General features: G+C 72.7%; 23 protein-coding genes. 16 read left to right on the top strand and 7 right to left on the bottom strand.

The window, feature by feature from the left end; translation table 11 throughout:
• Positions 1–8 precede the first annotated feature (8 nt).
• The 7 genes from Sco07f_RS10605 (at position 9) to dacB (ending at position 7520) form a co-directional block, all read left to right on the top strand.
• A complete protein-coding gene (locus Sco07f_RS10605; protein WP_108987668.1) occupies positions 9–1244 on the top strand; it encodes an MFS transporter in 1236 nt (411 codons plus the stop codon).
• 170 nt (positions 1245–1414) lie between these two features.
• Positions 1415–2383, top strand: coding sequence for a DUF4129 domain-containing protein (locus tag Sco07f_RS10600; protein WP_244942028.1), 969 nt, complete (start codon positions 1415–1417; stop codon positions 2381–2383).
• Complete coding sequence (locus tag Sco07f_RS10595) at positions 2380–3015, top strand: hypothetical protein (RefSeq protein WP_108987666.1); 636 nt, start codon at positions 2380–2382, stop codon at positions 3013–3015. Before Sco07f_RS10600 ends, Sco07f_RS10595 begins: the two co-directional genes overlap by 4 nt.
• On the top strand, positions 3012–4010 hold the full coding sequence (locus Sco07f_RS10590) for an AAA family ATPase (protein WP_054099752.1): 999 nt from the start codon (positions 3012–3014) through the stop codon (positions 4008–4010). The genes Sco07f_RS10595 and Sco07f_RS10590 overlap by 4 nt, the downstream gene beginning before the upstream one ends.
• Positions 4007–5383, top strand: a complete 1377-nt coding sequence (locus Sco07f_RS10585) for a DUF58 domain-containing protein (RefSeq protein ID WP_108987665.1) — start codon at positions 4007–4009, stop codon at positions 5381–5383. The genes Sco07f_RS10590 and Sco07f_RS10585 overlap by 4 nt, the downstream gene beginning before the upstream one ends.
• Positions 5380–5973, top strand: a complete 594-nt coding sequence (locus tag Sco07f_RS10580) for a hypothetical protein (RefSeq protein WP_108987664.1) — start codon at positions 5380–5382, stop codon at positions 5971–5973. Before Sco07f_RS10585 ends, Sco07f_RS10580 begins: the two co-directional genes overlap by 4 nt.
• Before the next feature lie 191 nt (positions 5974–6164).
• Positions 6165–7520, top strand: a complete 1356-nt coding sequence (gene dacB, locus Sco07f_RS10575) for a D-alanyl-D-alanine carboxypeptidase/D-alanyl-D-alanine endopeptidase (protein WP_108987663.1) — start codon at positions 6165–6167, stop codon at positions 7518–7520.
• Between the two features lie 65 nt (positions 7521–7585).
• On the opposite strand, the gene Sco07f_RS10570 is transcribed toward dacB, so the two are convergent.
• Positions 7586–8029 (bottom strand): ATP-binding protein, encoded by a 444-nt coding sequence (locus Sco07f_RS10570; RefSeq protein WP_167468064.1) that lies wholly within the window; start codon positions 8027–8029, stop codon positions 7586–7588.
• Between the two features lie 85 nt (positions 8030–8114).
• On the opposite strand from Sco07f_RS10570, the gene Sco07f_RS10565 reads away from it, so the two are divergent.
• Both Sco07f_RS10565 and Sco07f_RS10560 read left to right on the top strand, forming a co-directional pair.
• On the top strand, positions 8115–8933 hold the full coding sequence (locus tag Sco07f_RS10565; protein ID WP_167468063.1) for a helix-turn-helix domain-containing protein: 819 nt from the start codon (positions 8115–8117) through the stop codon (positions 8931–8933).
• A complete protein-coding gene (locus Sco07f_RS10560) occupies positions 8930–9163 on the top strand; it encodes a DUF397 domain-containing protein (protein ID WP_108987660.1) in 234 nt (77 codons plus the stop codon). The genes Sco07f_RS10565 and Sco07f_RS10560 overlap by 4 nt, the downstream gene beginning before the upstream one ends.
• Here the strand turns inward: Sco07f_RS10560 and Sco07f_RS10555 are convergent.
• On the bottom strand, positions 9117–10625 hold the full coding sequence (locus Sco07f_RS10555; protein WP_108987659.1) for a carboxylesterase/lipase family protein: 1509 nt from the start codon (positions 10623–10625) through the stop codon (positions 9117–9119). The two genes, Sco07f_RS10560 and Sco07f_RS10555, sit on opposite strands and share 47 nt — an antisense overlap.
• Before the next feature lie 142 nt (positions 10626–10767).
• On the opposite strand from Sco07f_RS10555, the gene Sco07f_RS10550 reads away from it, so the two are divergent.
• A complete protein-coding gene (locus tag Sco07f_RS10550) occupies positions 10768–11082 on the top strand; it encodes an STAS domain-containing protein (RefSeq protein ID WP_054099758.1) in 315 nt (104 codons plus the stop codon).
• A 31-nt stretch (positions 11083–11113) separates the two neighbouring features.
• Here the strand turns inward: Sco07f_RS10550 and Sco07f_RS10545 are convergent, their stop codons facing one another.
• A complete protein-coding gene (locus tag Sco07f_RS10545; protein WP_108987658.1) occupies positions 11114–11797 on the bottom strand; it encodes a hypothetical protein in 684 nt (227 codons plus the stop codon).
• 305 nt (positions 11798–12102) lie between these two features.
• Here Sco07f_RS10545 and Sco07f_RS10540 point away from each other — a divergent pair, with 305 nt between their 5' ends.
• The 6 genes from Sco07f_RS10540 (at position 12103) to Sco07f_RS10515 (ending at position 22725) form a co-directional block, all read left to right on the top strand.
• Entirely contained in the window at positions 12103–14772 is a 2670-nt protein-coding gene (locus tag Sco07f_RS10540) for an FG-GAP-like repeat-containing protein (RefSeq protein WP_108987657.1), read from the top strand.
• Between the two features lie 145 nt (positions 14773–14917).
• Positions 14918–16411 (top strand): peptidoglycan DD-metalloendopeptidase family protein, encoded by a 1494-nt coding sequence (locus Sco07f_RS10535; protein ID WP_108987656.1) that lies wholly within the window; start codon positions 14918–14920, stop codon positions 16409–16411.
• Positions 16412–16445: 34 nt separating this feature from the next.
• On the top strand, positions 16446–17933 hold the full coding sequence (locus Sco07f_RS10530; protein ID WP_108987655.1) for an FG-GAP repeat domain-containing protein: 1488 nt from the start codon (positions 16446–16448) through the stop codon (positions 17931–17933).
• A 21-nt stretch (positions 17934–17954) separates the two neighbouring features.
• Positions 17955–20039 (top strand): N-acetylmuramoyl-L-alanine amidase, encoded by a 2085-nt coding sequence (locus Sco07f_RS41340; RefSeq protein WP_108987654.1) that lies wholly within the window; start codon positions 17955–17957, stop codon positions 20037–20039.
• A 20-nt stretch (positions 20040–20059) separates the two neighbouring features.
• Positions 20060–22183 carry a DUF5005 domain-containing protein gene (locus Sco07f_RS40355; protein WP_244942027.1) on the top strand — a complete coding sequence of 708 codons (2124 nt, stop codon included), beginning with the start codon at positions 20060–20062 and terminating at the stop codon, positions 22181–22183.
• A 143-nt stretch (positions 22184–22326) separates the two neighbouring features.
• Positions 22327–22725, top strand: a complete 399-nt coding sequence (locus tag Sco07f_RS10515; RefSeq protein WP_087789139.1) for a VOC family protein — start codon at positions 22327–22329, stop codon at positions 22723–22725.
• Here the strand turns inward: Sco07f_RS10515 and Sco07f_RS10510 are convergent.
• The 4 genes from Sco07f_RS10510 to Sco07f_RS10495 are packed head-to-tail and all read right to left on the bottom strand — an operon-like array spanning position 22711 to position 26744.
• Positions 22711–23394 (bottom strand): helix-turn-helix transcriptional regulator, encoded by a 684-nt coding sequence (locus Sco07f_RS10510; protein ID WP_108987652.1) that lies wholly within the window; start codon positions 23392–23394, stop codon positions 22711–22713. The genes Sco07f_RS10515 and Sco07f_RS10510 overlap by 15 nt on opposite strands.
• Before the next feature lie 10 nt (positions 23395–23404).
• Entirely contained in the window at positions 23405–24391 is a 987-nt protein-coding gene (locus Sco07f_RS10505; RefSeq protein WP_164138951.1) for an AraC family transcriptional regulator, read from the bottom strand.
• Positions 24392–24423: 32 nt separating this feature from the next.
• Positions 24424–25212 carry a copper homeostasis protein CutC gene (locus tag Sco07f_RS10500; protein ID WP_108987650.1) on the bottom strand — a complete coding sequence of 263 codons (789 nt, stop codon included), beginning with the start codon at positions 25210–25212 and terminating at the stop codon, positions 24424–24426.
• Positions 25209–26744 carry a M81 family metallopeptidase gene (locus Sco07f_RS10495; RefSeq protein WP_108987649.1) on the bottom strand — a complete coding sequence of 512 codons (1536 nt, stop codon included), beginning with the start codon at positions 26742–26744 and terminating at the stop codon, positions 25209–25211. The genes Sco07f_RS10500 and Sco07f_RS10495 overlap by 4 nt, the downstream gene beginning before the upstream one ends.
• Between the last annotated feature and the right edge of the window lie 23 nt (positions 26745–26767).

Below are 26767 nucleotides of genomic sequence, written 5' to 3'. Positions count from 1 at the left end.
GCACTTTCATGGACCCGGCCGACTCGTCACCGACCACCTCCGCACCGCCTCCCGCCGACCCCGCCGACCCGGCCGACCCGGCCGCCGTGCCTCCGGCGACGCCCATGCCCGCGGCCACCCTGCGACTGCTGCGCACGGCCGGATTCGTCAGCAACTTCGACCGGTTCTGCATCACCCCCATGCTGCTGGTCATCGGCACCCGGCTCGGCGTCCCGCTGACCACGGTCATGCTCGCCGCCAGCGGCTACTTCCTCGCCTACGGCCTGATGCAGCCGGTCTGGGGACTGGCCAGCGACCGGCTGGGCCGGGTGCGGGTCATGCGGATCTCCCTGGCCGGGGCCGCCGTCGCCGCGCTCGCCTCGGTGCTCGCGCCCGGCGCGACGGTGCTGATCGTGGCGCGCGTCGTGGCGGGGGCGTGCTTCGCCGCGTCCATCGCCGCGTCCATCACCTACGTCGGCGACACGGTGCCCGCCGCGGTCCGCCAGCGGCCGCTCAGCGAGCTGATGACGGCCTTCGCGCTGGGCACCGCCGTGGCCACCGTCGTCGCCGGGGTACTGGCCCACTACGCGAGCTGGCGCGTGGTCTTCGCCCTGCCGGGCCTGATCGCCGCCTACCTGGTCGTCGCCCTGCGCCGGCTGCCGGAACCGCCCCGCGCGGAACCCGGCGCGCTCTTCGCCCCCTTCGCGATCGTCCTGCGCTCCCGCTGGCAGTGGTACGTCATGGCCGTCGCGCTGTTCGAGGGCGCCGTGCTGCTGGGCTTCCTCACGTACATCGCGCCTGCGCTGGAGGCCCAGGGCGCCTCGGCCGCCCTGGCCGGTGCGGTGACCGCGCTGTACGGCGTGGGCTCGATGGCCGCGGCGCAGCTGGTCAAGCGGCTGGTCGGGCGGTGGACGCCGGTCCGGCTGATCGTGGCCGGCGGGGTGCAGATGACGGTGGCGTTCGGCTGTGCCGCGGCCGACCGGTCGGTGCCCGCGCTGGTGGTGTGCGCCCTGCTGCTCGGCGGCGGCTGGTCATTCATGCACTCCACGATCCAGTCCTGGGCCACCGCGCTGTCCCCGGCGGCCCGTGCGACCGGGGTCGCGATGTTCGGGGTGGCCCTCTACGTCGGCAGCGCCCTGGCCAGCGCCCTCGCCGCCGGTCCCGCGGAACACCACGCCTACCACGGCCTGTTCCTCACCGCGGCGGTGCTCACCGTCCCGCTGACGGTGGCCGCCGCCGCGGGCCGCGCCCGCTACCGGGGCTGATCGGCACGGGCCGACGCCGGGAGCGCCCGCGCTCGGCCGCCTCGGGCGCGGTGGCGCTGCCCTGGGGAGGCCGGTACGGCATGTGCCAAGATGGCGCTGAACAGGCGTTCGGGGGCAACGGCTTCGACGGGGCGACGGCTTCGAGGGGTTCGACGGGGGGAGCGAACGGCATGGATCGGGGCGGGCGGACCGGACACCGCGCGGCGCCGGGGGCGGTGGTCGCCGTCGGAGTCGTCGGCGCCCTGGCGGTCGCCGCGCTCGCGCTGCGGCCCGCGGAGGAGCTGCTGCACTCGGGCCGGGGGCCGCTCGGCCAGTGGGGCATCGTCGCGATCGGGGCGTCCGCCGTCTGGACGATCGGGGTCTGGACGGCCGTCCGGCGCCTTCGCCCCCGGTTCGGCGCCGAGCGCATGGAGCTGCCGCCGGTCCAGGAGAGGCTGCGGGAGGCCGCCGCGCCGCTGCTGCTCTCCGCGACGGCCGTCATCGGCGTACTGGCCCTGGTCCTGCACCGGTTCTCCACCGGCGACGGCACGCCCGGCCCGCCGCCGCCCCTGGCGACGGAGCCGGTCCCCGAGCCGACGTTCGCCACTCCCCCGCCCCAGGAGCGCCCGCCCGGTCCGGGGGACCACTCCTCCCTGCCGCTGCATCTCGTGCTCGTCGTGCTGGCCGCGGTCGTCGTCGTGCTCGTCGTGGTGGCCGTCGTACGGCGGCTGCGCAGGTACCGGCTGAGCCTGCCGTACCGTCCGGGCCCGTTGCGGAGCACGGCGCCGCAGGACGACGACGCGCGACTGCTGCTGTCCGCCGTGCACTCGGGCCGCCGTGCCCTGGCCGGCACCGACGACGACGCCCGGGCCGCCGTCATCGCCTGTTACGCCGCGATGGAGGACGCCCTCGCCGCGTCCGGTGTGCGGAGACAGGCCTCCGACAGCCCGGCCGACCTGCTCACCCGCGCCGCCGACGCGGGCTTCGCCCCGGGCCCGGCCGGGCCGCGCCTCACCGCCCTCTTCCGCGAGGCCCGTTACTCCTCGCACCCGATGGACGGCGCGCACCGGGCGGCCGCGGCCGCCGCGCTGGAGGAGATCGCGTCCCTGCTCGGGGACCGGGCACCCGACCCGGTCCGGGACGGGGAGGCCGAGCGGTGAACCGGTTCCTGGAGGACGGTCCGGGGCAGGACATGCTGACGCTGTCCCGGCTCGGACTGCTGGGCGGCGCGGTCGCCGGCTCGGGCCTGCTGCTCGTCCTGCTCCTCGACGGCCCCGAGGCCGCCGGTGCGCTGGTGGCGCTGATCGTCGCCGTGGCCGTGCTCGTCGCCCGGTACGTCACCGGGGCGGACGCGGTCGACTCCGCGTACCGGGACGAGGTGCGGCTGTTGCGGACCCGGGCCCCGGGCATGGGCGAGTGGCGGCGCAACGTGAAGACCTCCACCGGACCCGACGGCGCCCTGTACTACCGCGCGGTGCTCCGGATCGAACTGCGGCGCCTGTACGCCGCCGCGCTCGCCGAGCACCACCACGTGTCCCTGGAACACCAGCCCGAGCGGGCCGCCGAGTTGATCGGCCCCGAACTGTGGCCGTGGCTGGGCCCCGTACCGCCGGACACCGGGCCCGAGGGCGAGGTGCCCGCCGACGTACTGCGCCGCCTCGTCGACCGCCTCGAAGCCCTCGGCGCACCCCGCGACAGCGACCGCGACCACGACCACGCGCCGGCCCGCACCAGCAGCCGTACCCGTACCCGCACCCGCACTCCCCGTACCGGTAAGGACCAAGCGAAGTGACGACTACCTCCACGCCCCCGCTCCGCACCGCCGAGCAGGTCGGCGAGCAGGCCGGTGCCGTACTGCGCGAGATCGGCCGTGCCGTCGTCGGCAAGCAGGACGCCCTCGAGCAGGTGATGCTGGCCGTGCTGGCGGGCGGCCACGTCCTCGTCGAGGACCTGCCCGGTCTCGGCAAGACGCTCCTCGCCCGCTCCTTCGCCACCACGCTCGGTCTGGACTTCCGCCGCATCCAGTTCACCCCCGACCTGCTGCCCTCCGACGTCACCGGGACGCCGCTGTACGACCAGCGCACCGGCGAGATGGTGTTCCACCCGGGCCCGGTCTTCACCCACCTCCTGCTCGCCGACGAGATCAACCGGACGCCGCCCAAGACGCAGGCCGCGCTGCTGGAGGCGATGGCCGAGTCGCAGGTGACCGTGGACGGCGAGACCCGGCCGCTCGCCGACCCGTTCCTGGTGATCGCGACCGCCAACCCGGTGGAGTACGAGGGCACCTACTCGCTGCCCGAGGCCCAGCTCGACCGGTTCCAGCTGCGGGTGCGGATGGGGTACCTGACCGCCCCGGAGGAGCTGGCGATGCTGCGGGCCCGCATCGACCGGGCCGCGCCCGAGGCCGTACTCGAAAGGCTGGCGGGGCCGGAGGACGTGCTGGCGTGGCGGGCGGTCGTCGAGGGGGTGGAGATCGACGACGACCTGCTGGAGTACGCCGTCGCGCTCGTCGGCGCGACCCGCGGCCACCCCCAGATCAGCATCGGCTCCTCGCCGCGCGGCGGACTCGCCCTGGTCCAGCTCGCCCGCGCCCGCGCCGTGCTGGACGGCCGCGACTACGTCGTCCCGGAGGACATCAAGGACCTCGCGGTGCCCGCGCTGGCCCACCGGGTGTCGCTGCGGCCCGAGTTGTGGGTGCGCGAGCTGTCCACGGACGACGTGCTGCGCGAGCTGGTCGACAGCGTCGGTACGCCGACGACGCGGCGTACGTCCGCGGTGCCGTCGTGACTCCGTCCGCACCGGACGCGGTACCGGACGCGGTACCGGCCGCGGGGCCCCGGCCGGACGCGCTGGTGGACCGCGCCCTGGAGGGCCGCACCGCGCCGGCGCCCCCGCCGCCCCGGCCGCCCGGAGGTCCGCGTCCGGGCGAGCGGACGCTGCGCCTGCTGACCGTGGCCGCCGTGGCGCTGGCCGCCGCCCTGCTCACCGGCCGGGGCTGGCTGCTCGCGCTCGCGGCGGCGCCGCTGGTCCTGCTCGCGCTGGCGCTGCCCCGCACCCCCGCCCGCCGCGTCGAGACGTCGGTGACCGTCGAGCCGAGGCGCTGCTTCGAGGGTGACACGGTCACCGTCCGCGTCGAGGTGGCCCACGACGGCGACGCCGTACGCCTCGACCCGGGCGTCACGCTCGGTCCCGGCCTGCGCCTCGACGAGGTGGCCGTCGGCCGGTCCTCGGTGACGTTGCGTCATACGGCGTCGACCTGGGGCCGCTGGTCGCTCGGCCCGGTGGACCTCGACGTGTACGACTTGGGCGGCACCGTGCGCCGCACCGTGCGGGTCGAGGTCCCCGAGGTGTCGGTGTTCCCGCACGCCGCACAGGCGAGGTTCACCCCGATCCCGGTACGGCTGCCGCAGCGGCTCGGCGAGCACGCCTCGCCGCAGCCCGGGGAGGGCGTCGAGGTCATCGGGGTGGGGCCCTGGGTTCCCGGGGAGCGGCAGCGGCGCATCCACTGGCCGTCGACGACCCGGCGCGACGCCGTGCAGCTGCACCGGTTCGCCGCCGAGCGGGCCGCCGACACCGTGATGCTGCTCGACGCGTTCGGGGACGTCGTCGACCCGGTGACCGGGCTGTCCTCCCTGGACGAGACGGTACGCGCCGCCGCCGGACTCACCCGGGCCTATCTGCGCACCCATGACCGGGTGGGGGTCGTCTCGACCGGCGGCACCACCCGCTGGCTGACGCCGGGCACCGGGGACGCGGCGTTCTACCGCATCGTCGAGAGCGTCCTCGACGTCCGCAAGGACCGCACCTTCGGCGGTGACGGGCTGGAGCGGGTCCCGCCGCCCGCGCTGCCGGAGGGTGCCCTCGTGTACGTGTTCACCCCGCTCAGCGACGCACGGATCCTGTCGGTGCTGCGGGACGTCCAGGCGCGCGGGCGCCGCCCGGTCGTCGTGGAGATCCCGAGCGGCGACCCGCAGGTCGAACCCGGGGACGAGACGGGCGAGCTGGGCCTGCGGCTGTGGCGCGCGGAGCGCGACGCGATGCGGTTCGCCCTGCGGGACAGCGGGGTGCCGGTGCTCCGCCACACGGCGGGCGAGTCGTTGGATCTGGCGCTGGCGCCGCTGCGGTCGGGGCGGGTCGGCGGAAGGGGGCGCGCGGGATGACGGCGCTGGAGTCCCGGGTGGGCCTTCGGGAGTACCTGGGGTACTGGATCGGCACCGTGCCGGTGCGGGTGATCGCGGTGGCTGCCGTGGTGCTGGCGTGGCGGCCGTGGGCGACGGTGACCACGGCGGGTCAGGCGGTGCCGCTCGTCGGCGCGATCGCCTTCGCGGCGTGGGCGGCGCCTTCGCTCGACCGGCGGCCGTCGGTGGCGGCCGGCTGGTCCGCCCGGCTGCTGCGCCACCGGACGACGCTGCTCGCGGCGGGCGTGGTGGTGATCGCGGCGTTCGGCGACCCGGCCTGGTGGGAGGCCGGCTGCGTGGTCGTACTGCTGGTCGCCTACCTGGTGACGAGTGAGACGTGGCCGTGGCGGTGGGGCCGCGGGACCGCACGTGCGTGGGTCGAGGCGCTGGCGGCCTGCGCGGGAGCGGGAGTCGTGGCGGCCGCCGCCGCGGTGCCGGTGAGCGGGACCGGCTCCGGGCTCGGACGGCTGATCGCCGCCGGGGCGGTGGCGGCCCTCGCGGTGGCCGGTGGCCGGGCGGTGCGGGCGCGGTGGCGCGGCGATGCCCCGGAATCCGGTGTCCCGGCGCCCTGAAGGGCAGCGGCATTGCCCGTTCGGCGCCGGGAGATCCCCTTTCACGCAATCCCCCGGACAGCCGTTCCGCGATTCGGTCGCAGGACTTTCACACCCCGTCAATTTCCGTCCGCGCCCTTCATATGGCGCTGGTAGCGTGCCCAGCGCTTCACCCCCACAGAACGAAGTAACCGATCTTTGGATTTCACTTCATGACTGGTACGCCGGACGAGACCCCCACGCACACCTTCACCCCCGGCGGACGGCGCAGGCACCGCAAAGCGAGAGTGAGCCGCGTCGGCGCACGCCGGGCCCTCGTGCTCGCGATGGCCGTGCCCGTGGCCTCCGCCACGCTGGCCGGGACCTCCGCCTTCGCCGCCGACGGCAACGCCCCGCAGCAGCAGGGCATCTCGGTCGACGACCTCGCCGCCGAGGACGCGCAGTTGGTCGAGAACCTCAACGAGCGCCTCGCCGACGAGCGTCTGGGCACCGACGTCAGCGGCGTCGTGCTCGACGCCGACTCGGACACCGCCCTGTGGGACCACAACGGCTCCACTGCCCTCATGCCCGCCTCCAACGCCAAGCTCGCCACGGCCACCACGGCCCTGACGCTGCTGGGCGCCAACCACGAGTTCACCACCAAGGTCGTGTACGGCGAGGGCACCCTCACCCTCGTCGGCGGCGGTGACCGCACCCTCACGGGCGACGACGTCGCCGAGCTGGCCAGGACCGCCGCCGACGGCCTCAAGGCAGCCGGCCGCACCGACGTCCAGGTCCGGGTGGACGACAGCCTGTTCGCCGACCCGAGCCTCGCCGAGGGCTGGAACGAGGGCTACTACCCCACCGAGGTCGCGCCGGTCCGCTCCCTCGTCGTCGACGGTGCCGCCGTCCAGGACACCTCGATCGACGCGGGCAAGGTCTTCGCGAAGAAGCTCGCCGCGCAGGGCATCACGGTCGACGGCGAGGTGTCCCGCACGACGGCCAAGCAGTCCGACGTGCCGGTGGCCCAGCACAAGTCGGCGCCGCTGTCGGACATCGTCAAGAAGATGCTCAAGACCAGCGACAACAACATCGCCGAGACCCTGCTCCGCATGTCGGCCGTGGAGCTGGGCAAGCCGGGGACCTTCGAGGCGGGCACCGCGCTGGTCCGCCAGGTGCTCAGCTCGTACGGCATCTCCCTCGACAACTTCGAGATGCACGACGGCAGCGGCCTCTCCCGCGCCGACCGCATCCCGGCGGCGACCCTCGCGCAGCTCCTCGACGCGATCACGGAGTCCCCCGCCCTCGGCTCGATCCTCGAGGGCCTGCCGGTCTCCGGCGAGGCCGGTGCCAGCCTCGGCCCGGAGTGGGGCCGCTTCGACGACCCCAACTCCGAGTGCGCCGTCGGCAAGGTGCACGCGAAGACCGGCACGCTGACGGGCGCCATCGCCCTGAGCGGCGTCACCCGGACCGACGACGGCGACTGGCGGATCTTCTCCTTCATCGAGAACAACTCGACGGCCGACCCGAGCGACATCAAGGACGCCATGGACGGCCTCGCCGCGACCGTGAACGGCTGCTGGGCCTGACGCGTCGCACGTGACGGAGCGTGGAGATCCGGTGAAGGCCCCCGGGGGCAGGCGGGCGTGCCCCGTCAGTCCGCCGGGACACCGCACTCGAACCACACGGCCTTGCCGGGCTCCCGCTCCGTCACGCCCCACTTGTCCGCCAGCTCCGACACCAGCAGCAGCCCGCGTCCGCCCTCGTCCGACCCACCGGAGTCCAGGGGCACGGCCGGCACACCGTCCCCGCTGTCGTGGACCTCGACGCGCACGCCGTCCCCGCAGGGCAGCAGCCACAGCCGCAGCAGGAAGCCCCGGCCGGGCGGTACGCCGTGCAGCAGGGCGTTGGTCGCCAGTTCGCTGACGCACAGCACCACGTCGTCCGCGCGCCCGCGCACGCCCCAGTCCGCGAGCGTCTCCCTCGCGAACGCCCGCGCGGCGGGAACGGACCGGCGCTCACGGCGGTAGAGGCGCTCACGTGGGGACGGGGGTGGAGTTTCACTGTTCACGTGACGAGGGTCACGCTCCGTGGCCATGATGGGACAGTGCGCATGGCCGTACATCCGGGTTGTACGGGTGCGCGTTGGTGAACGTACGCGCGCGGGTGGGGAGTTCGACCTCATGGGCACGACGACACGGAGGAACGCCTCCGCGATGAAGATGGTGGGCGCGCTGCTCGCCCTCTACCGGCAGGCGGCCGGGCACACCCAACGGTCCCTGGGCGATCGCTTCGTCATCGGCGAGCAGCAGATCGCCTCGATCGAACAGGGCCGACGCCCGCTGAAGCCGGATCTCGCCGAGCAGCTCGACGAACTCCTCCAGACCAAGGGGGCGTTGTCGATCGCGCTGAGCAAGATGCCGGAGGTGGATCTGGTCCCGTTGTGGGCGGAGGAGTTCCTGGACCGGGAGCGGGAGGCCATCGCCATCTCGTCGTACGAGAACCAGGTGTTGCCGGGTCTGCTCCAGACGGAGGCGTACGCGTGGGCGGTGTTCCGCAGCCGCGTGCCCTTCTACGACGAAGACACGATCGCCCGGCTGGCGGCGGCACGTATCGAGCGGCAGGGAATCCTTCAGGGCAAGGAGCCGCCGATCACGTGCTTCGTGGTGTGGGAGCCGGTCGTGCACGCGCCCTTTGGCGGGCGACAGGTGTGGGCAGAGCAGCTCCGTCACCTTCGCGTGTGTTCCGAGCTACCCGGGCTCATGTTCCAGGTGCTGCCCTTGGACCGCGCCAGTCACGCGTCTCTCGACGGCCCGTTCGTCCTGCTCGAAACCCCCGAACACCAGCGGCTCGCCTACACGGAGAACCAGCGCGGCAGCCAACTCATCGCCGACCCGGATGAGGTGGCGATCCTTACGCAGAAATGTGCGATGCTGCGGTCTCAGGCCCTCACCCCCGAGGACACGAGGGATCTACTGGACCGTCTCCTGGGAGAGCAATGAGCAGCACCGCACTTCGGTGGTTCAAGTCGAGCTACAGCGGCAGCGAGGGCGGCAACTGCATCGAAGTCGCCTACGAGTGGCACAGGTCCAGCTACAGCGGCGACGAGGGCGGCAACTGCGTCGAGGTGGCCGTCGAACCCACCGCCATCCACATCCGCGACTCCAAAGCCCCGCAGGGACACGTCACCGTCGGACCAGACGCCTGGGCCGCGTTCCTCGGGGCCCGGTGACGTCGGCCTTCCACAGGTCGTACTCGGGGTCGAGCGGGCCGTAGGCCGTGTGCGGGGCGCCGTCGCCGAAGACCCGTACGGGATGCGCGGCGTCCCACGCCTCCCACCCGGGGTCGCCGGACTCCACGAACCGCACCCACGCCCCGTGCATCGCGTCGGCCAGCTCCTGCGGCGCCCCCTCGCCCGCGAGTCTGCGCGCGTCGGGGCCGTCGCCGGAGTCGAAGACGAAGCCCAGCTCCAGGGCGTGGCAGGCGCCGAGGCCGGGCAGGCTGGACGGCCAGGCGAACTCGTAGACGTACGAGGACCCGGGCCGCGCGTCGGCCACGCGGTGCATCGGGATGCGCAGCAGGTGGTCGGTGACCAGCTGGCCCACGATTTCGGCGGTCCCCGCGTCAGGGCGTGCCGCGCGGTAGCCGCGGATCACCTCGTTGCCGCAGTGGCAGCGGGCGCGGGCGCCCGCGAGGGCCACCGCGCCGAGACGGTCGACGCGTTCGACGAGGCCGCCGGGGACCAGCCAGAGCCGGTACTCGTCGCGGGTCCAGCCCAGCATGAGGTCGACGCCCGGTGCCGCGTCGCCGTCGACGAGCGCCTCCAGAGGGTCGCGGGGCAGCACGTCGCCGTCGACGACGAGGCCGAACCCGGGGCCGCCGAGCACGGGGCTGCTGAACCGGCCCACCTCGGCCTGGGCCCGCAGCAGCTGCCCGCGGTCGGCGGCGGCGAAGGCCTCGGCGGTGGCGGGGATCTTCAGGCGGGCGGCCATGCGCCGGACCATGCGCCGCACCTTGTCGCGGTCGGCGGCCTCGGGTGCGCCGCTCTGGAGCACGGCGCGCCGGAAGAGCCCCTGGGCCGCGGGCGCGGCGAGCAGCGCGCCGGTGCTGATGGCGCCCGCGGACTGTCCGGCGACGGTGACCCGGTCGGGGTCGCCGCCGAAGGCCGCGACGTTGTCCCGCACCCACCGGAGGGCGGCGATCTGGTCGCGCAGGCCGGCGTTGGCGGGGGCGTCCGGGAACAGGCCGTAGCCCTCCACACCCAGTCGGTAGTTGATCGAGACGCAGACGACGCCGTCGCGGGCGAAGGTGTGGCCGTCGTAGACCGGTACGGCCGAGGAACCCCTGGTCAGCGCGCCGCCGTGCAGCCAGAACAGGACCGGCAGGCGGGCGCCGGGCCCGGGCTCGGGGGTCCAGACGTTGAGGTTGAGGCAGTCGTCGCCGGCGATCGCCGGGTCGGACAGGTACCGGGCGAAGGCCTCGGAGTACGGCGGTTTCGGGGCCGTGGGGCCGAAGGACCCCGCGTCGCGGACGCCGTCCCAGGGCTCGGGGGGTACGGGCGGGCGGAAACGGCCCGGCCCGAAGGGGGGTGCCGCGTAGGGGATGCCGCGAAAGACGGCGACACCGTGCTCGTACCTGCCGCGTACCGCGCCGTGAACCGTCCTGACCACGGGGTTCGTCTGGCCTGACCGCATGCGCCCACCAGCCCTTCGCCGCACTCTCGTACCGCTCAAGGCATAGCGCCACGCGACCGGGGATCTATTCCGGGAGGCCCCGGTCGCCACGGCTGGGGGACAATGGAGACCACGCACGCGATGCGCGACCGAGGAGGCTGCCGTGACGGACGCACCCGTAAGGATCGCCGAGGCCGACGGGCAGCACGCGGTACTGGCCTTTTCCGGAGACCTGGACGCGCCCGCGCTGGGCGTGCTGGAGGAGCTGCTCCTCGACCCGCGGCTGCGCGAGCCGGGGGCCTGGACGCTGGAGATGAGCGGCCTGGACCACATCGACCTGGCCTGCGCCTACGCGCTGCTGCGGACGGTGACGCGCACGCCGGAACCGGTCGCCCTCACCGTCCGGGGCGCCCGCCCGGCCGTCCACCGAACGCTGCGGCAGGCCGGTCTGGACACGGTGGCGACCTTCACGGCGTAGCCGCATCCACCGCATCCACCGGGGCGCCCGATCAGCCGCCCTCGTCCACGCGGTTGTCGGGGGCTCCGTCGCCGAACGGCGGCAGGTCGCCGCGCTCGACCGGCGTGGCGGGCGCGGGTTCGGCGGAGGGCAGGAGGCGGTCGGTCTCGGCGGCGTCGGGGCGCTGGGCGGCGAGGGCGGCCGCGCGCAGGACGTCGCGCGGTACGGCGTCCTGCTCGGCCGAGACGCGTACGACGTGCCCCTCCTCGGGCAGCGCGTACTCGTGCCGTCCGGCGCCGGTGCGGTACCAGGCGTCACCGTCGCGCTCGCAGGTGGTGTGCTCGCCGGACATGTCGCCGACGGGCTGGCCGGGGCAGGTACCGGCGGTGATCGAGCCCCGGTCGACGGCCAGGCGCAGTAGCGCGTTGGTGTCGCCGTCGACCCAGGTGGCGGAGAACCCGTCGTCGCCGAGGACGCCGACGGACTGCTCGGCGAGGGTGAAGCCGGGGGCCTCGGTGACGTAGACCAGTTCGGGGGCCACGCCCATCGCCTGGGCGCGGACGGTCAGTTCCCCTTCACCCGGTGCCTCGGCCGGGGACTCGTCCGGGGTCTCCTCCACGACCGTCGCCGAGGCGGCCCCGGACGGTGCGCCCGCGTCCGCCTTCTCGGAGCCGCAGGCGGTGAGAAGCAGCGGGGCCAGCAACAGCACCGGCAGGACGCGCGCATGACGGATCATGCGGCCATCCTGCCGCACCGGCGTTCCACGCCGTGGAGTCCCGGTCACTTCGGTTCCGGGTGACTTCCGGTGTTCGAGAAATCCATTTCACGTATACCTCACCAGACCACATCGGCGATTCCCCGCGGGCGATGCAGGCTCCGGTGGTCCCGCACCACACGCCGGGCCAAAGCGACCCTTCCTCCCGATTTGCGTCCAACATTGGTGCTCAGCAGCCCAGTTGACGTGCCCACAGCGCCCTAGTACCGTCCGCTGAAATCGATTTCTAAGCTGGCCGACCCGAGTCGCACCGGGAGCAGAGACCCATGCCCAGATCCGCCCCGCCTCGCAGACCCGCGAGAGTCCTGAGCCGTGCCCTGGCCACGGCCTCCGTCGCCCTCGGCATGATGCTGACCGCCCTGCCGTCGAGCACGGCAGCGGATGCTCCGGCCCCGGAGCCACCCGTCGTACGGGCCTCCGCCCTCGCCGCCGGCTCCCCTCCGGCCGGCGACTTCTTCTCGACCGTCGCGGTGGACCCCGCCGCCTCCGTGGGCGCCCCCGCGGCCGGCGACAACCAGGCCCACGGTGACCTCTGGCCCAACTGCTGGGCCGACGACGACAACGTGTACACCGCGTACGGCGACGGGGTCGGCTTCGGCACGGTCGGCAGCGACATCGGCGTGGCGAAGATCTCCGGCATGCCCGGCGGGCTGAGCGGCACCCAGCTCTCCACGGACGTCGGCCAGATATGGAACGCCGGCCACAACCGCAAGCCCACCGGCATGGCCTGCGTGAACGGCGACCTCTACCTCGCGGTGCAGGACCTGGCGCACGACTTCAACGACGCCCCCGCCGCGACGATCGCCAGGTCCACCGACAAGGGCCGCACCTGGACCTGGGACCGCAGCCGCCCCATGTTCGGCGGCGGTGTCTTCACCACGGTGATGTTCCTGGACTACGGCAAGAACTACGCCAACGCCCCCGACGACTACGTCTACGCGTACGGCCTGGACCACAACTGGCGGGACTCCTTCGACGACACCGTCCCCGACCCGGTCGACCTGTACCTGGCCCGCGTGTACAAGAACTCCGTCATGGACGAGAACGCCTGGCAGTACGCCTCCGGTACGGACGCCTCCGGCAACCCGGTCTGGTCCGCGGACATCGCCCGGCGGCAGCCGGTCCTGCACGACGACCGCCGCGTCTACCAGGACGTGTTCACTCCCGGCCGGGCGCGGAACATGACCGTCCTCGGGCAGGGCGGCGTGGTCTACAACAAGCCGCTCGACCGGTACGTCTACACCTCGTGGACCGAGTACACCTTCGAGTTCTACGAGTCCCCGACCCCCTGGGGGCCCTGGAAGCACTTCGCGTCCAAGGACTTCGGCGGCTACCCCTGGACCCACACCAAGCACGGCGGCTACGCGACCACCATCCCCTCCAAGTACATCAGCGCCGACGGCAAGTCGATGTGGCTCCAGTCCAACGTCTGCCCCTGCGGCGGCGGTTACCCGGCCGGCGACCACTGGGCGTACACCTTCTCCCTGCGGAAACTGAGTCTGGAACCGCGCCGCGACACCGTCCCCGACAACGCCGCCGACCCGAACCGCAACCTCGCCCGCGAGCCCGGCACCGTGCCCGTCCAGCGGGCCACCCACTTCGGCAAGGACGGGTACTACGCCGACGGCAACCGCGACCAGAGCGAGGACGACTGGAACGACGAGCGCAAGACGGAGAGCTGGTGGGGCTACACCTGGCCGCGCCAGTACATGATGAACAGGGTCACCTACACCACCGGTGACATGTTCGCCGACGGCGGCTGGTTCGCGGCCGACCTGAGGGTGCAGGTACGGCGGGACAACCGGTGGGTGGACGTCTCCGGGCAGCGCGTGGGTCCCGACTACCCGTACGGCAGCTCCGCGGGCCCGCACCGGACCTACACGTTCTCCTTCGACCCGACGGCGGGCGACGGCGTGCGGATCGTCGGACGGCCGGGCGGCGACCGGACCTTCACCTCGATCGCGGAACTCGAGGTCCACTACGGCGACGCGGGCGGGCTGATGCTCGGCGGCTCACCGACCGACGTGACGGGTGACGGCAAGGACGACGTCGTCACGTTCACCCGCGGCAGCGGCGCCGAGGTCTACGCGGCGCCCTCGGACGGCACCGCGTTCACCGGCGGCGGCAAGTGGAACGACCACTTCGCGCCCGCCGGGGAGACACCGCTCACCGGTGACTTCAACGGGGACGACAAGGACGACGCGATCACCTTCACCCAGGGGTCGACCGCCGACGTCTACGTCGCGCCCTCCACCGGCACCTCGTTCGCCACCGGGGAGAAGTGGAGCGACCACTTCGCACCCGGCGACGAGGTCCCGGCCGTGGGCGACTTCGACGGCGACGGCACCGACGACATCGTCACCTTCACCCAGGGCGACACCGCCGGCGTCTACGTGTCCCTCTCCAACGGCACGACCTTCGGCACCGGCGGGAAATGGCACGACCACTTCGCGCCGCGCGGCGAGTTCCCGGCCGTGGGCGACGTGAACGGCGACAGGAAGGACGACGTCATCACCTTCACCAAGGGCACCGAGGCCGCCGTCTACGTCGCCTTCTCCGACGGCGAGTCCTTCGGGCCCGCGCGCAAGGTCCTCACCGGCTTCTCCACCGGCGCCGAACTGCCGCGCGTGGGCGACTTCGACGGGGACGGCCGCGACGACATCGCCTCCTTCACCGCCGACGCCGACGCCGAGGTCCGCGTCGCCCTGTCCGACGGCGAGGGCTTCGTCACCAAGGGCGTGTGGCACGAGGCGTTCTCGGGTCCCGGCGCCTTCCCGTACGTCGGTGACTTCGACGAGGACGGCCGCGACGACGTGGTCTCCTTCGACCACACTCCCGGGGCCGACGTGCACGTGGCGCTCTCCACCGGCACCGCCTTCGGGGCGTCGAGGAAGTGGAACGACTTCTTCGGCCTCCCCGGCGAGACCTCTCTCTGAACGCCCCGACGCTCTCCCTGACCCCAACCCTCTCCCCCGTACCCACGGCTTCCGGACGCGCGCCCCTGCTCGGGCGCGCGCTCCGGTCAGTCGTGCGCCCACACCGACCGACGGCGACCGCCGTTCCCGAGGAAGGACTTCCGAAGTGCGAAGACGGCAGCTCAGTCTGGGCCTGGCCGGCACCGCCGTGCTGGCCCTGGGCTCCCTCCTGCTTCCCGCCCAGCCGGCCTCGGCCGCCGGCCCCCGCCCGGACTTCCGCGCGCCCTGGCCGTGCGGAGAGGGACGGGACTACTACCACCACTCCTCCGAGGTCCACAACGCGATCGACTTCAACATCGCGGGCTCGGCCGACCTCGGCACCCCGGCCCTGGCCTCGGCGTCCGGCACCGTGATCGACGCGGTGCCCATGCCCAACAGCTCCGGGTACGGCAACTACGTGCGCGTCGACCACGGGGGCGGCTGGACCAGCCTGGTCGCCCATCTGGACCGCATCTCCGTCGCCAAGGGCCAGTACGTCCGCACCGGCGACGAGCTGGGCAAGGTCGGCAACACGGGCGAGTCGTTCGGGGCCCACCTGCACTACGAGCAGGAGGCCGACGGCCAGAACATGCCCATTGTGGTCGACCGCGTGGCACTGCGCTACAGCGCCACGGCCGCCCGCCACACCAGCGGCAACTGCGGCACACCCCAGCCGTTGCTGGCCGGGTCGCCGACGGACTTCACGGGTGACGGTGTCGACGACATCGTGACGTTCACCCAGAACGCGGAGGCGGACGTCTACGTCGCGCCGTCCACCCGCGCGGGATTCGGCGAGGCCAAGGAGTGGCACGACTTCTTCGCCCCCGGCGGCGAGACCCCTCTCACCGGCGACTTCAACGGCGACCACAAGGACGACGTCGTCACCTTCACCAAGGGCCCCGACTCCGACGTCTACGTCGCCCTCTCCAACGGCAACAACTTCGGAACCGCGACCGTCTGGCACGACCACTTCGCACCCGGCAGCGAAGTCCCGGCAGTCGGTGACGTCAACGGCGACGGCTACGACGACATCGTCACCTTCACCCACGACGCCGACGCCAAGGTCTACGTCGCCCTGTCCAACGGCAAGGACGGCTTCCACACCGCCACGGTCTGGCACGACTTCTTCGCCCCCGCCGGAGAGTTCCCCGCCCTCGGTGACATCGACGGCGACGGAGACGACGACCTCATCACCTTCACCCAGGGCACCACCGCCGACGTCTACGCCGCCCTCTCCAACGGCAAGGACGCCTTCGGCACCGGCAAGTTGGTCCACGACCACTTCGCCCCCGCCGGAGAACTCCCCCGCATCGGCGACGTGAACGGCGACAAGAAGGACGACATCCTCGCCTTCACCCAAGGCACCGAATCCGACGTCTACGTCGCCCTCTCCGACGGAAACAAGTACGGCCCCGGCACCCGCTGGAACGACTTCTTCTCCCCCACCGGCGAATTCCCCTACGTCGGCGACTACGACGGCGACGGCAAGGACGACATCGTCACCTTCACCCACAACACCGACGCCGACGTCTACGTGTCCGTCTCCAACGGCACCGACGCCTTCGTCGACGGCCGCAAATGGCACGACTTCTTCGGCACCCCCGGCGAAACCAGCCTCTAGCCACCACCCGTACCCACATCGAAAGGGCACACCCATGCCCCGTCCCAGACGTCTGTCCGCCTGCGCCGCGGGATTCGCCCCGGCAGGCCTCCTGATAGCCGTCGGCGCCGCACCCGCCCAGGCCGCCGATCCGACGCCGAAGCCGCCCAAGAACCTGGCCAACGCCGAGGTCCTGGACGCCTCCTGCTATGTGCCGCCGACCCACGACCCGAGCGTCCTCGTGAACGTCCTGCGCGTCGCCCGCGCCCACAACGCCAACCCGAAGGTCACCCTGGCGGCCTTCGAGGCAGGCTGGGTCGAGTCGCACATGAACAACCTGCCCTGCGGCGACAAGGACTCCATCGGCGTCTTCCAGCAGCGTCCCAGCTACGGCTGGGGAACCGTCGAGCAGATCATGGACCCCTGGTACGCGGCGACGCAGTTCGTCACCCGCGCCATCGTCAAGGACCGGGCGAACCCCGGCGCCACGGCCGGCCAGCTCGCACAACTCGTCCAGGGCTCCGCCTTCCCCTCCCGCTACGACGAGGCGGAGGCCAAGGCCCGCGCACTGCTGGCCGAGGCGGAGCGCGGCACCGCCCTCTTCGGCGGAGGCCCCACCGACTTCACCGGTGACGCCAAGGCCGACATCGTCACCTTCTCCCAGAACGCGGAGGCGGACGTCTACGTCGCATCGTCCACGGGTGATGTGTTCGGCGAGGCGAAGGTGTGGCAGCAGTTCTTCGCCCCGGGCGGGGAGACCCCGCTGACCGGCGACTTCAACGGCGACCAGAAGGCGGACATCGTCACCTTCGCGCACGGTCCCGAGGCCGACGTGTACGTGTCGCTGTCCAACGGGGACGGGTTCGGTCCGGCGACGGTCTGGCACGACTTCTTCGCGCAGCGGCACGAGGTCCCGGCGGTCGGTGACGTCAACGGCGACGGCTTCGACGACATCGTCACCTTCACCCACGACGCCGACGCCAAGGTCTTCGTCGCCCTGTCCAACGGCAAGGACGGCTTCCACACCGCCACGGTCTGGCACGACTTCTTCGCCCCCGCCGGAGAGTTCCCCGCCCTCGGTGACATCGACGGCGACGGAGACGACGACCTCATCACCTTCACCCAGGGCACCACCGCCGACGTCTACGCCGCCCTCTCCAACGGCAAAGACGCCTTCGGCACCGGCAAGTTGGTCCACGACCACTTCGCCCCCGCCGGAGAACTCCCCCGCATCGGCGACGTGAACGGCGACAAGAAGGACGACATCCTCGCCTTCACCCAAGGCACCGAATCCGACGTCTACGTCGCCCTCTCCGACGGAAACAAGTACGGCCCCGGCACCCGCTGGAACGACTTCTTCTCCCCCACCGGCGAATTCCCCTACGTCGGCGACTACGACGGCGACGGCAAGGACGACATCGTCACCTTCACCCACAACACCGACGCCGACGTCTACGTGTCCGTATCCAACGGCACCGACGCCTTCGTCGACGGCCGCAAATGGCACGACTTCTTCGGCACCCCCGGCGAAACCAGCCTCTAGCTCCTACCTCAGGGGGAACCCTTGTCCCATCGCAGACAGTTGAGAACCGGCGCCGCCCTCCTGGCCGCCGCGCTCGTCTCGGCCTCGCTCAGCCTGGCCGGCAGCGCGAGTGCCGCCTCGGCCGACGGCTCCACCATGAACGACGCCTTCGCCGCCGCGAGTGAGGAGTTCGACGTCCCGCGCGATCTCCTGGTCGCCGTCGGCTACGGCGAGACCCACCTCGACGGCCACGCGGGCGAGCCCAGCGCGGCCGGCGGCTACGGCGTGATGCACCTCGTCAGCAACCCGGAGCGCCGGACGCTGGAGAGGGCGGCCGAGCTGACCGGTCTTCCGGCCGCCGCGCTGAAGCGCGACACCCCGTCCAACATCCGGGGCGGCGCCGCCGTTCTGCGCTCCTACGCCGACTCCCTCGGTCTCGACGCCGGTGAGCGGGACCGTATCGGCGAGTGGTACCCGGTGGTCGCCGAGTACGGCGGTGCGGATCGGGCCGGCACGGCACGGCTGTACGCCGACACCGTCTACGGCCTCCTCAACCAGGGACTGAACCGTCGGGCAGCCGGCGGCGAGCGCGTCGGCGTGGAGCCGCGGAAGGTCGAACCCGACCGGGGCGAGTACGAGAAGGCACGCCCGCCCGGAGTCTCCACCGGTGACGGCGAGCAGGCCGAAGTGTCCGTGCTGAGCAGCGACTACGGACCGGCCCACTGGGTCGCCGCGCACCCGAACAACTACCAGCCGGGGCGTTCGGCGCCGATCGACAAGGTCGTCATCCACGTCACCCAGGGCTCGTACGCGGGGTCCATCAGCTGGTTCCAGAACGGTTCCGCGGGTGTGAGTTCGCACTATGTGGTCCGTTCCTCGGACGGCGACGTCACGCAGATGGTGCGCGACGCCGACACCGCGTACCACGCCCGCAGCGCCAACCCCTCGTCGCTGGGCATCGAGCACGAGGGGTACGTCGACAACCCCTCGTGGTTCACCGACTCCATGTATCGCTCCTCCGCCGCGCTGACCCGCCACCTGTGCGACCGGCACGGCATCCCGAAGGACCGCGCGCACATCCTCGGCCACAACGAACTGCCGGGCAACGACCACACCGATCCCGGACCGCACTGGAACTGGGACTACTACATGCAGCTCGTCACCAGCGGTGGCGGCCCCGGCCTGTTCGGCGGCTCGCCGACGGACTTCACGGGTGACGGTGTCGACGACATCGTGACGTTCACCCAGAACCCGGAGGCGGACGTCTACGTCGCGCCGTCCACCCGTGCGGGATTCGGCGAGGCCAAGGAGTGGCACGACTTCTTCGCCCCCGGCGGCGAGATCCCTCTCACCGGCGACTTCAACGGCGACCACAAGGACGACGTCGTCACCTTCACCAAGGGCCCCGACTCCGACGTATACGTCGCCCTCTCCAACGGCAACACCTTCGGAACCGCGACCGTCTGGCACGACCACTTCGCACCCGGCGGCGAAGTCCCGGCGGTCGGTGACGTCAACGGCGACGGCTTCGACGACATCGTCACCTTCACCCACGACGCCGACGCCAAGGTCTACGTCGCCCTGTCCAACGGCAAGGACGGCTTCCACACCGCCACGGTCTGGCACGACTTCTTCGCCCCCGCCGGAGAGTTCCCCGCCCTCGGTGACATCGACGGGGACGGAGACGACGACCTCATCACCTTCACCCAGGGCACCACCGCCGACGTCTACGCCGCCCTCTCCAACGGCAAGGACGCCTTCGGCACCGGCCAACTCGTGCACGACCACTTCGCCCCGGCCGGTGAACTGCCCCGCATCGGCGACGTGAACGGCGACAAGAAGGACGACATCCTCGCCTTCACCCAAGGCACCGAGTCGGATGTCTACGTCGCCCTGTCCGACGGAAACAAGTACGGCCCCGGCGTCCGCTGGAACGACTTCTTCTCCCCCACCGGCGAGTTCCCCTACGTCGGCGACTACGACGGCGACGGCAAGGACGACATCGTCACCTTCACCCACAACACCGACGCCGACGTCTACGTGTCCGTCTCCAACGGCACCGACGCCTTCGTCGACGGCCGCAAATGGCACGACTTCTTCGGCACCCCCGGCGAAACCAGCCTCTGACCAGTACGAAAGGAACCTCTGTGAATCGCAGACCCGGGAGACTCCTCCCGGCCGCACTGTCGCTGGCCTCGCTGGTCGTCGGCTCGCTGTTCGCCGGCGCGGGTACCGCGTCGTCCGCACAACTGCCCGGCCACGACAAGGCACCGGGCGTGACCACCGAGGCAGTCACCACCGCCGACGTCAAGGCCGCCGGTGTGCTGTCGCGCGCCGAGCGAGTGGCCAAGCTGACCGGGCCCGGCTCCACCAGCGCCACCGATGCCCGCTGGCAGCTGAAGGCGACCGACCTCGGCATCATGTGGGACAACGGCAAGGGCGAGATCCTCACCGCGTTCGGTGACTCGTACGGCAACGGCTGGACGGGACCGGGTGCCGCAGTCGGCGACCCGGCCACCCTCGACTGGCGTTGCAACCTGGTGGCGCGCAGCGGGGACCACAATCTGGCCGACGGCATGAACATCGACAGCATGGCGACGGACCGTCCTGGCCACGCCAAGCAGGTCCTGCCGTGCAAGCGCGTCGACAACGACGAGCTGACCACCATCCCCACGGCCGGCATCTCGGTCGGCGACCGGCAGTACATGCACTACATGTCGGTGCGCCGCTGGAGCGCGAAGGGCGGCGAGTGGTTCACCAACTACTCGGGCATCGCCTACTCGGACGACAACGGCGAGAACTGGGTGAAGGACGCCGACGCCCGCTGGCAGAACGACGCGGGCTTCGGCAACAAGTTCCAGATGGCGGCCATGCTCAAGCAGGGCGGCTACGTCTACCTGTACGGCACCAAGAACGGCCGCTTCGGCGACGCGTACCTGTCCCGTGTCCCCGAGGGGCAGCTTCTGGAGCCCGGTGCCTACCGGTACTGGACGGGCGGTGACTGGGTGACCGACTCGTACGCCGCGACGCCGGTCGCCGGTGGTCCGGTCGGTGAACTGTCCGTGCAGTACAGCCGCTATCTCGGCCGGTTCGTGATGATGTACCTGGACGACCCGGGCGGCTCGGTCGTGATGCGGACCTCGGCGACCCCGTGGGGGCCGTGGAGCGGCAAGCAGGTGGTCGCGTCGGGCGCCGACTACCCCCAGCTGTACGGATCGTTCATCCACCCCTGGTCGGCCGACTCCAACAGTCCCTACCTGTACTTCGCGATGTCGCAGTGGCAGCCCTACAACGTCTTCCTGATGCGGGTGCGGCTCACCGGCGGCGGCATGGCGGGCGGTTCCCCGGCCGACTTCGACGGCGACCAGAAGGACGACGTCGTCACCTTCACCCAGGACGACCGGGCGGACGTCTATGTCGCGAGGTCCACGGGCGACGGGTTCGACGGCCGGGAGGTGAAGTGGAACGACCACTTCGCGCCCGGCGGGGAGACACCGTTGACCGGCGACTTCAACGGCGACCGGAAGGACGACGTCGTCACCTTCACCCACGGCGCGAACGCGGACGTGTACGTCGCCGCCTCCGACGGCAAGTCCTTCGGCACGGGCCAGAAGTGGCACGACCACTTCGCCCCCGGCCGCGAGGTGCCCGCGGTGGGCGACTTCGACGGTGACGGCATCGACGACATCATCACGTTCAGCCGCGAGGACACGGCCGACGTGTACGTCGCCCTCTCGGACGGCGGCGCCTTCGGCGCAGGTCAGAAGTGGCACGACGACTTCGCGCCGTGGGCCCAGTTCCCGGCCGTCGGCGACGTCGACGGTGACGGCCTGGACGACATCGTCGCCTTCACCCAGGACGCCAGTAACGACGTGTACGTCGCCCTGAACGAGGGCGGGAAGTTCGGCGCCCCGTACAAGGCGCACGACCACTTCGCGCCGGAGGGCGAGCGGCCCAGGGTCGCCGACGTGAACGGAGACGGCTTCGACGACGTCGTCACCTTCACCGGAGGCGAGGCCGCGGACGTCTACGTGGCGCTGTCGGACGGCGCCGTGTTCGGCGGCGGCCAGAAGTGGGCGGACTTCTTCGCGCCCGACGGCGAGTTCCCGTACGTCGGCGACTACGACGGCGACGGCAACGCCGACATCGTCACGTTCACCCACAACGACCTAGCCGACGTGTACGTGAACGTGTCCAACGGCCGGGACGGGTTCGTCGACGGCCGCAAGTGGCACGACTTCTTCGGCCTCGCCGGAGAGACGACCCTGTGACGCCGGCAGCGTAGCTCCGCGCCTGCGACCGGCCGCCGGCCGCGGTCCCCCGTACGGGTCCGCGGCCGGCGGCCGTCGTGACGGGCCGGTCCGGCGTCCGTTTTCTTCAAGACCGGTGCCGCGTCCCCGCCTACGGTGACGTCATGACCGCACGATTCAACGCCATCGGCCTCGTCGTCTCCGACATGGCCGCCTCCGTGACCTTCTACCGCCGGCTCGGCTTCGCCTTCCCGCCGGGCTGCGAGGAGCAGCCGCACGCCGAGGCCGGGTTGCCGGGCGGGATCCGGCTGCTGCTGGACACCGAGGAGTCCGTCCGTTCCTTCACGCCGGGGTGGCAGCCGCCGGCCGGGGGCGGGCGGCACTCGCTCGCCCTGCTGTGCGACACGCCCGCCGAGGTGGACGCCTTCTACGACGAACTGACCGGAGCCGGGTGCAAGGGCGAGCGCGAGCCCTGGGACGCTCCCTGGGGGCAGCGGTACGCCGTCGTCAACGACCCCGACGGCCACGGCGTCGACCTGTTCGCGCCGCTAGCCGCGCAGTAGCTCGCCGGGGGTCGCACGCGCCAACTCGCGTACGTCCCGCGCCAGATGGGCCTGGTCCGCGTAGCCGGTCCGGGCGGCCGTCTCGGCGAGGGGCGTGCCGTTCCTGGCCAGGGCGAGGGCACGTTGCAGACGCAGGACGCGGGCCAGCGTCTTGGGACCGTAGCCGAAGGCCGCGAGGGAGCGGCGGTGCAGGCGCCGGGCTCCGATGCCGAGCGCGTCGGCGGTGGCGGCGACCGGGCGGCCCGCGTCGAGGGCGGCGACGATCCGGCCGAGAAGCGGGTCCGGGGGTGCGGTGTCGGCGGCCCGGGACAGGGCGGCCTCCTCCAGGCCGGTCGCCGGGTCGGGGGCCGCGTTCACCCGGTCGGTCAGGCGCCGCGCGCGGTCGGCCGGCCAGAGGTCGGTGAGGTCGACGCGGCGGTCGCGCAGGGCGTCGGCGGGGACGCCGAGCAGGGCGGGTGCGGTGCCGGGGTAGAAGCGGACGCCGGCCCACGGTCCCTGGGCGCTCCCGGTGACATGGGCGCGGGTGTCGGGGCCCGCGACCAGGAGCCGGCCGTCGTACCAGAGCAGGTCCATGCAGCCGTCGGGGAGGACCCGTCCGGGACCGGACCCGGACGGCATGTTGGTCCACACCACCGCGCCGGTCAGCCGGGACGCCCGCTCCGCGTACACGCCTGCCAGGTTACGCCGGGGCCGGGGTCTGAGCCGGGGCCTGAGCGGGAGCGGCAGACGGAGACGGAGTCGGGACCCGGTACTCCTGCGGGCTGACGCCGTACACCCGCTTGAAGGCGGTGGACAGGGCGAAGGCGCTGCCGTAGCCGACCCGGCGGGCGATCGCGCCGAGGGTGTCCTCGCTGTCGCGCAGCCGGTCGGCGGCCAGGGCGAGGCGCCAGCCGGTGAGGTATCCCATGGGCGGTTCGCCGACCAGGTCGGTGAAGCGGCGGGCGAGCGCGGCGCGGGAGACGCCGGTCCGCTCGGCCAGGGTCGCGACGGTCCAGGGGTGTGCCGGGTCGTCCTGGAGCAGCCGCAGTGCCCGGCCGACGACCGGGTCGCCCAGCGCCCGGTACCAGGCGGGTGCCGCGGCCGAGGGCCGGGCGAACCAGGCCCGCAGCGCGGCGATCACCAGCAGGTCCAGAAGCCGGTCCAGGACGACCTCCTGGCCCGGTTCGTCCCGCGTGACCTCGTTCATCAGCAGCGGTGTGAGGGGGTTGTCCCACGCCTCTGAGGTGAGGGACAACAGCGGCGGCAGCGCGTCGAGGAGCCGGCCGCCGATCTCGCCGCGGACGAGGTAGGTGCCGATGAGCAGGACCGCCTCGCCGTCGGCGCGGTCGCCCCAGGTGCGTACGCCGAGGTCCATCGAGCCGTTGAGGGGGCGTCCGTCGGGGTAGCTGCACGCACCGCCGGGCAGGATCACCGCCTGCGGTGCGGTGGCGGGGTCGTCGGCGCAGACGTACGGGTCGGGGCCGCGCGCGACGGCCAGGTCCCCGGCCCGCAGGCGCAGCCGCTCCCCCGTGTCCGGCACGATCCAGGCGTCGCCGCGGACCATCAGCATCACGGTCAGCGGCGCCCCGTCCTCGACGCGCACGGCCCAGGGCGGGTCGAAGCAGGCGCGGATCATGAAGGCTCCACGGGCCCTGGGGCCCTCCAGCAGTCCGGCGAGTGCGTCCACGGTGCCAGTGTCCCGGTTCGGCGCGCCGGGCGTCACCGAGGGGTGCCCGGGACCTCCTCACTCCGTGCGGCGGCGTCGTCGAGCGCTCTCCTGGCCGCCGCGACGACGGTGCCGTCGGTGAGGAAGTGGGTGTCGTCGTCGGCCGAGGTGCCGCCGGCGCCGAGGGGCACCCAGCCGGCCGCGCGCCGGGGGGTCGCCCGGGTCTTGGCGGAGAGGTGCACCGAGGTGGCGCCCGCCGCCAGCAGAGCGGCGATGTCGTCCGTCCGTACTCCGCCCCCGGCGGCCACGTCGGTCCCGGGAGCTGCCGCGGCCATGGCGCCCAGCACCGTGCTTCCCCCGATCGCGGTGGGCGCGCCGCCGGAGGTGAGGACGCGGGTGATGCCGAGCCCCGGCAGCGCCGCGACGGCGGCCACGGGATCGCTCGCCTGGTCGACCGCGCGATGCAGCGTGACCTGAGCGGCGGGGTCGGTGTCCCGAGCCGCGTCGGCGAGGGCGGTGAGGGCGCTGGTGTCGAGACCGCCGTCCGCGGTCAGCGCCCCGACGACGACGCCGCGGGCGCCCGCGCGCAGGGCGCTGCGCACCTCGGCGGCCATCAGGGCGATCTCCTCGGCGTCGTACACGAAGTCGCCGGGGCGGCAGCGGACGAGGACGTGGACGGGCGGCCCGGACTCGACGGCCGCCTCGACCGTCGCGGTCGAGGGGGTCAGGCCGCCGAGTTCCAGTGCGGTGCACAGCTCGACGCGGTCCGCCCCGTTCTCGCGGGCGGTGCGGGCGCCGGCCGGGGAGACGACGGCGATCTCGAGGCTGGGTCGGGGGCTCATTCGTCGTCCCCGGTCAGCGGCCGGTCGGCGGCCGGGATCAGGCGGGCGGTCAGGTCCGGGTCGGCCATGGCGGGGTCGAAGGGGAACAGGGGCCGGCGGACGCGGTGGTGGCCGAGGCGGACCAGGTCCTGGTCGACGCCTCCCGGGGTGAGGGCCATCTTCCAGTCGGCGGCCATGGCGAACAGCTCGGGCTCCAGGTAGCCGATCTTCACGACGACGACGTCGGCGCCGCGCGGGTCGAGGTCCAGGCCGGTGAAGTCGTGCTCGTGGTGGTAGGGCTTGCGCAGCTCGGTGAGGATCACGTAGGCGCTGCCGACGCGTACGACGACCTCGGTGCGGGCGTCGCGGTCGCCGAGCCGGACGGCGTGCACGACACCGGTGAGGGTGACGGGTCCGGCGTGGCGGTCGTCGACCTCGGCGCCCGCCGTCACCGTCACCGTGGCGCCGACGCCCGCTTCGGCGGCGTGCCGGACGGCCTCGGGGCCCGGCACCGAGGCGTACAGGACGGTCGGCCCGTCCTCCTTCTGGAACTCGGGGCGGGCGAGCAGGCGTGCCAGGCCCCAGGTGACGTCGCCGGCGCCGCCCGCGGTCGGGTTGTCGCCGGTGTCGCTGACGTAGTACGGGCGTCGCTCGCCGGCCAGGGCCTCGTCGAGGATGTCGTCGAAGGTGCCGGTGGGGGCGACGAAGTCGAAGTCGTGGCGGGCGTCCCAGAAGCCGCGGGCGAGCCGTTCGGCGCCCGCGGACACGGCCCGCTCGTCGTGGCCCGTGACGACGACCGCGGCCCGGTTGCGGGGTTCGTCCGCCCAGGCGTAGCCGACCCAGATCGCCGCGTCGATCACGCCCTCGTCGGCCTCGACCTCGGGAACGGCCCCGTACACGCTCTTCGCGGGCTCGATCCGGGTGGAGGTCTGCTCACCGGCCAGCAGGACGGGGACCGGCACCCACGCCTTCAGCGGGCGGGGGGCGCCCGAGGCGAGGTGGGTCAGCAGGTTGCGGACGGCTCGTTCCTTGGTCTCCATGTGGTCCTCGTGCGGGGCCATCCGGTAGCACGTGATGAGGTCGCTGCGGTGGACGAGGGCGCGGGAGACGTTGCCGTGCAGGTCCATGGAGGTGGAGACGATCACGTCGTCGCCGACGACGGCGCGCACCCTCTCGAGGAGCACGGCCTCGGCGTCGTCGACGCCCTCGACGGTCATGGCGCCGTGGATGTCGAACCAGAGGCCGTCCAGCGGGGGCAGGGCGGCGAGCCGGGTGAGGAGTTCCCCGGTGAGTTCCTCCCAGGCCGCGGCGGTGACGGTGCCGCCGGGCAGCGACTTGCCGACCAGGGCGCCGTGCCAGTCGGCCGCCTCGCGCAGCTCCTCGCCGGCGGCGAGGAAGGGGTAGCGGTCCAGGACCTCCTGGCCGCGGGAGGGGTGGAAGGCGGGGGCCTGGGTGCGGGCGGGCGAGAAGGTGGACGACTCGATGCCGAGTCCGGCGATGGCGACGACCGGGCGGCGGGAGGGGGCGGAGGCGGGGGTGCTGGGGTGGGACATGGCTCCTCGTTCGTGCGGGTGGT

Source organism: Streptomyces coelicoflavus, from assembly GCF_003112555.1.
GTDB lineage: Bacteria > Actinomycetota > Actinomycetes > Streptomycetales > Streptomycetaceae > Streptomyces > Streptomyces coelicoflavus.
This window is presented reverse-complemented; position numbering and strand designations above follow the sequence as displayed.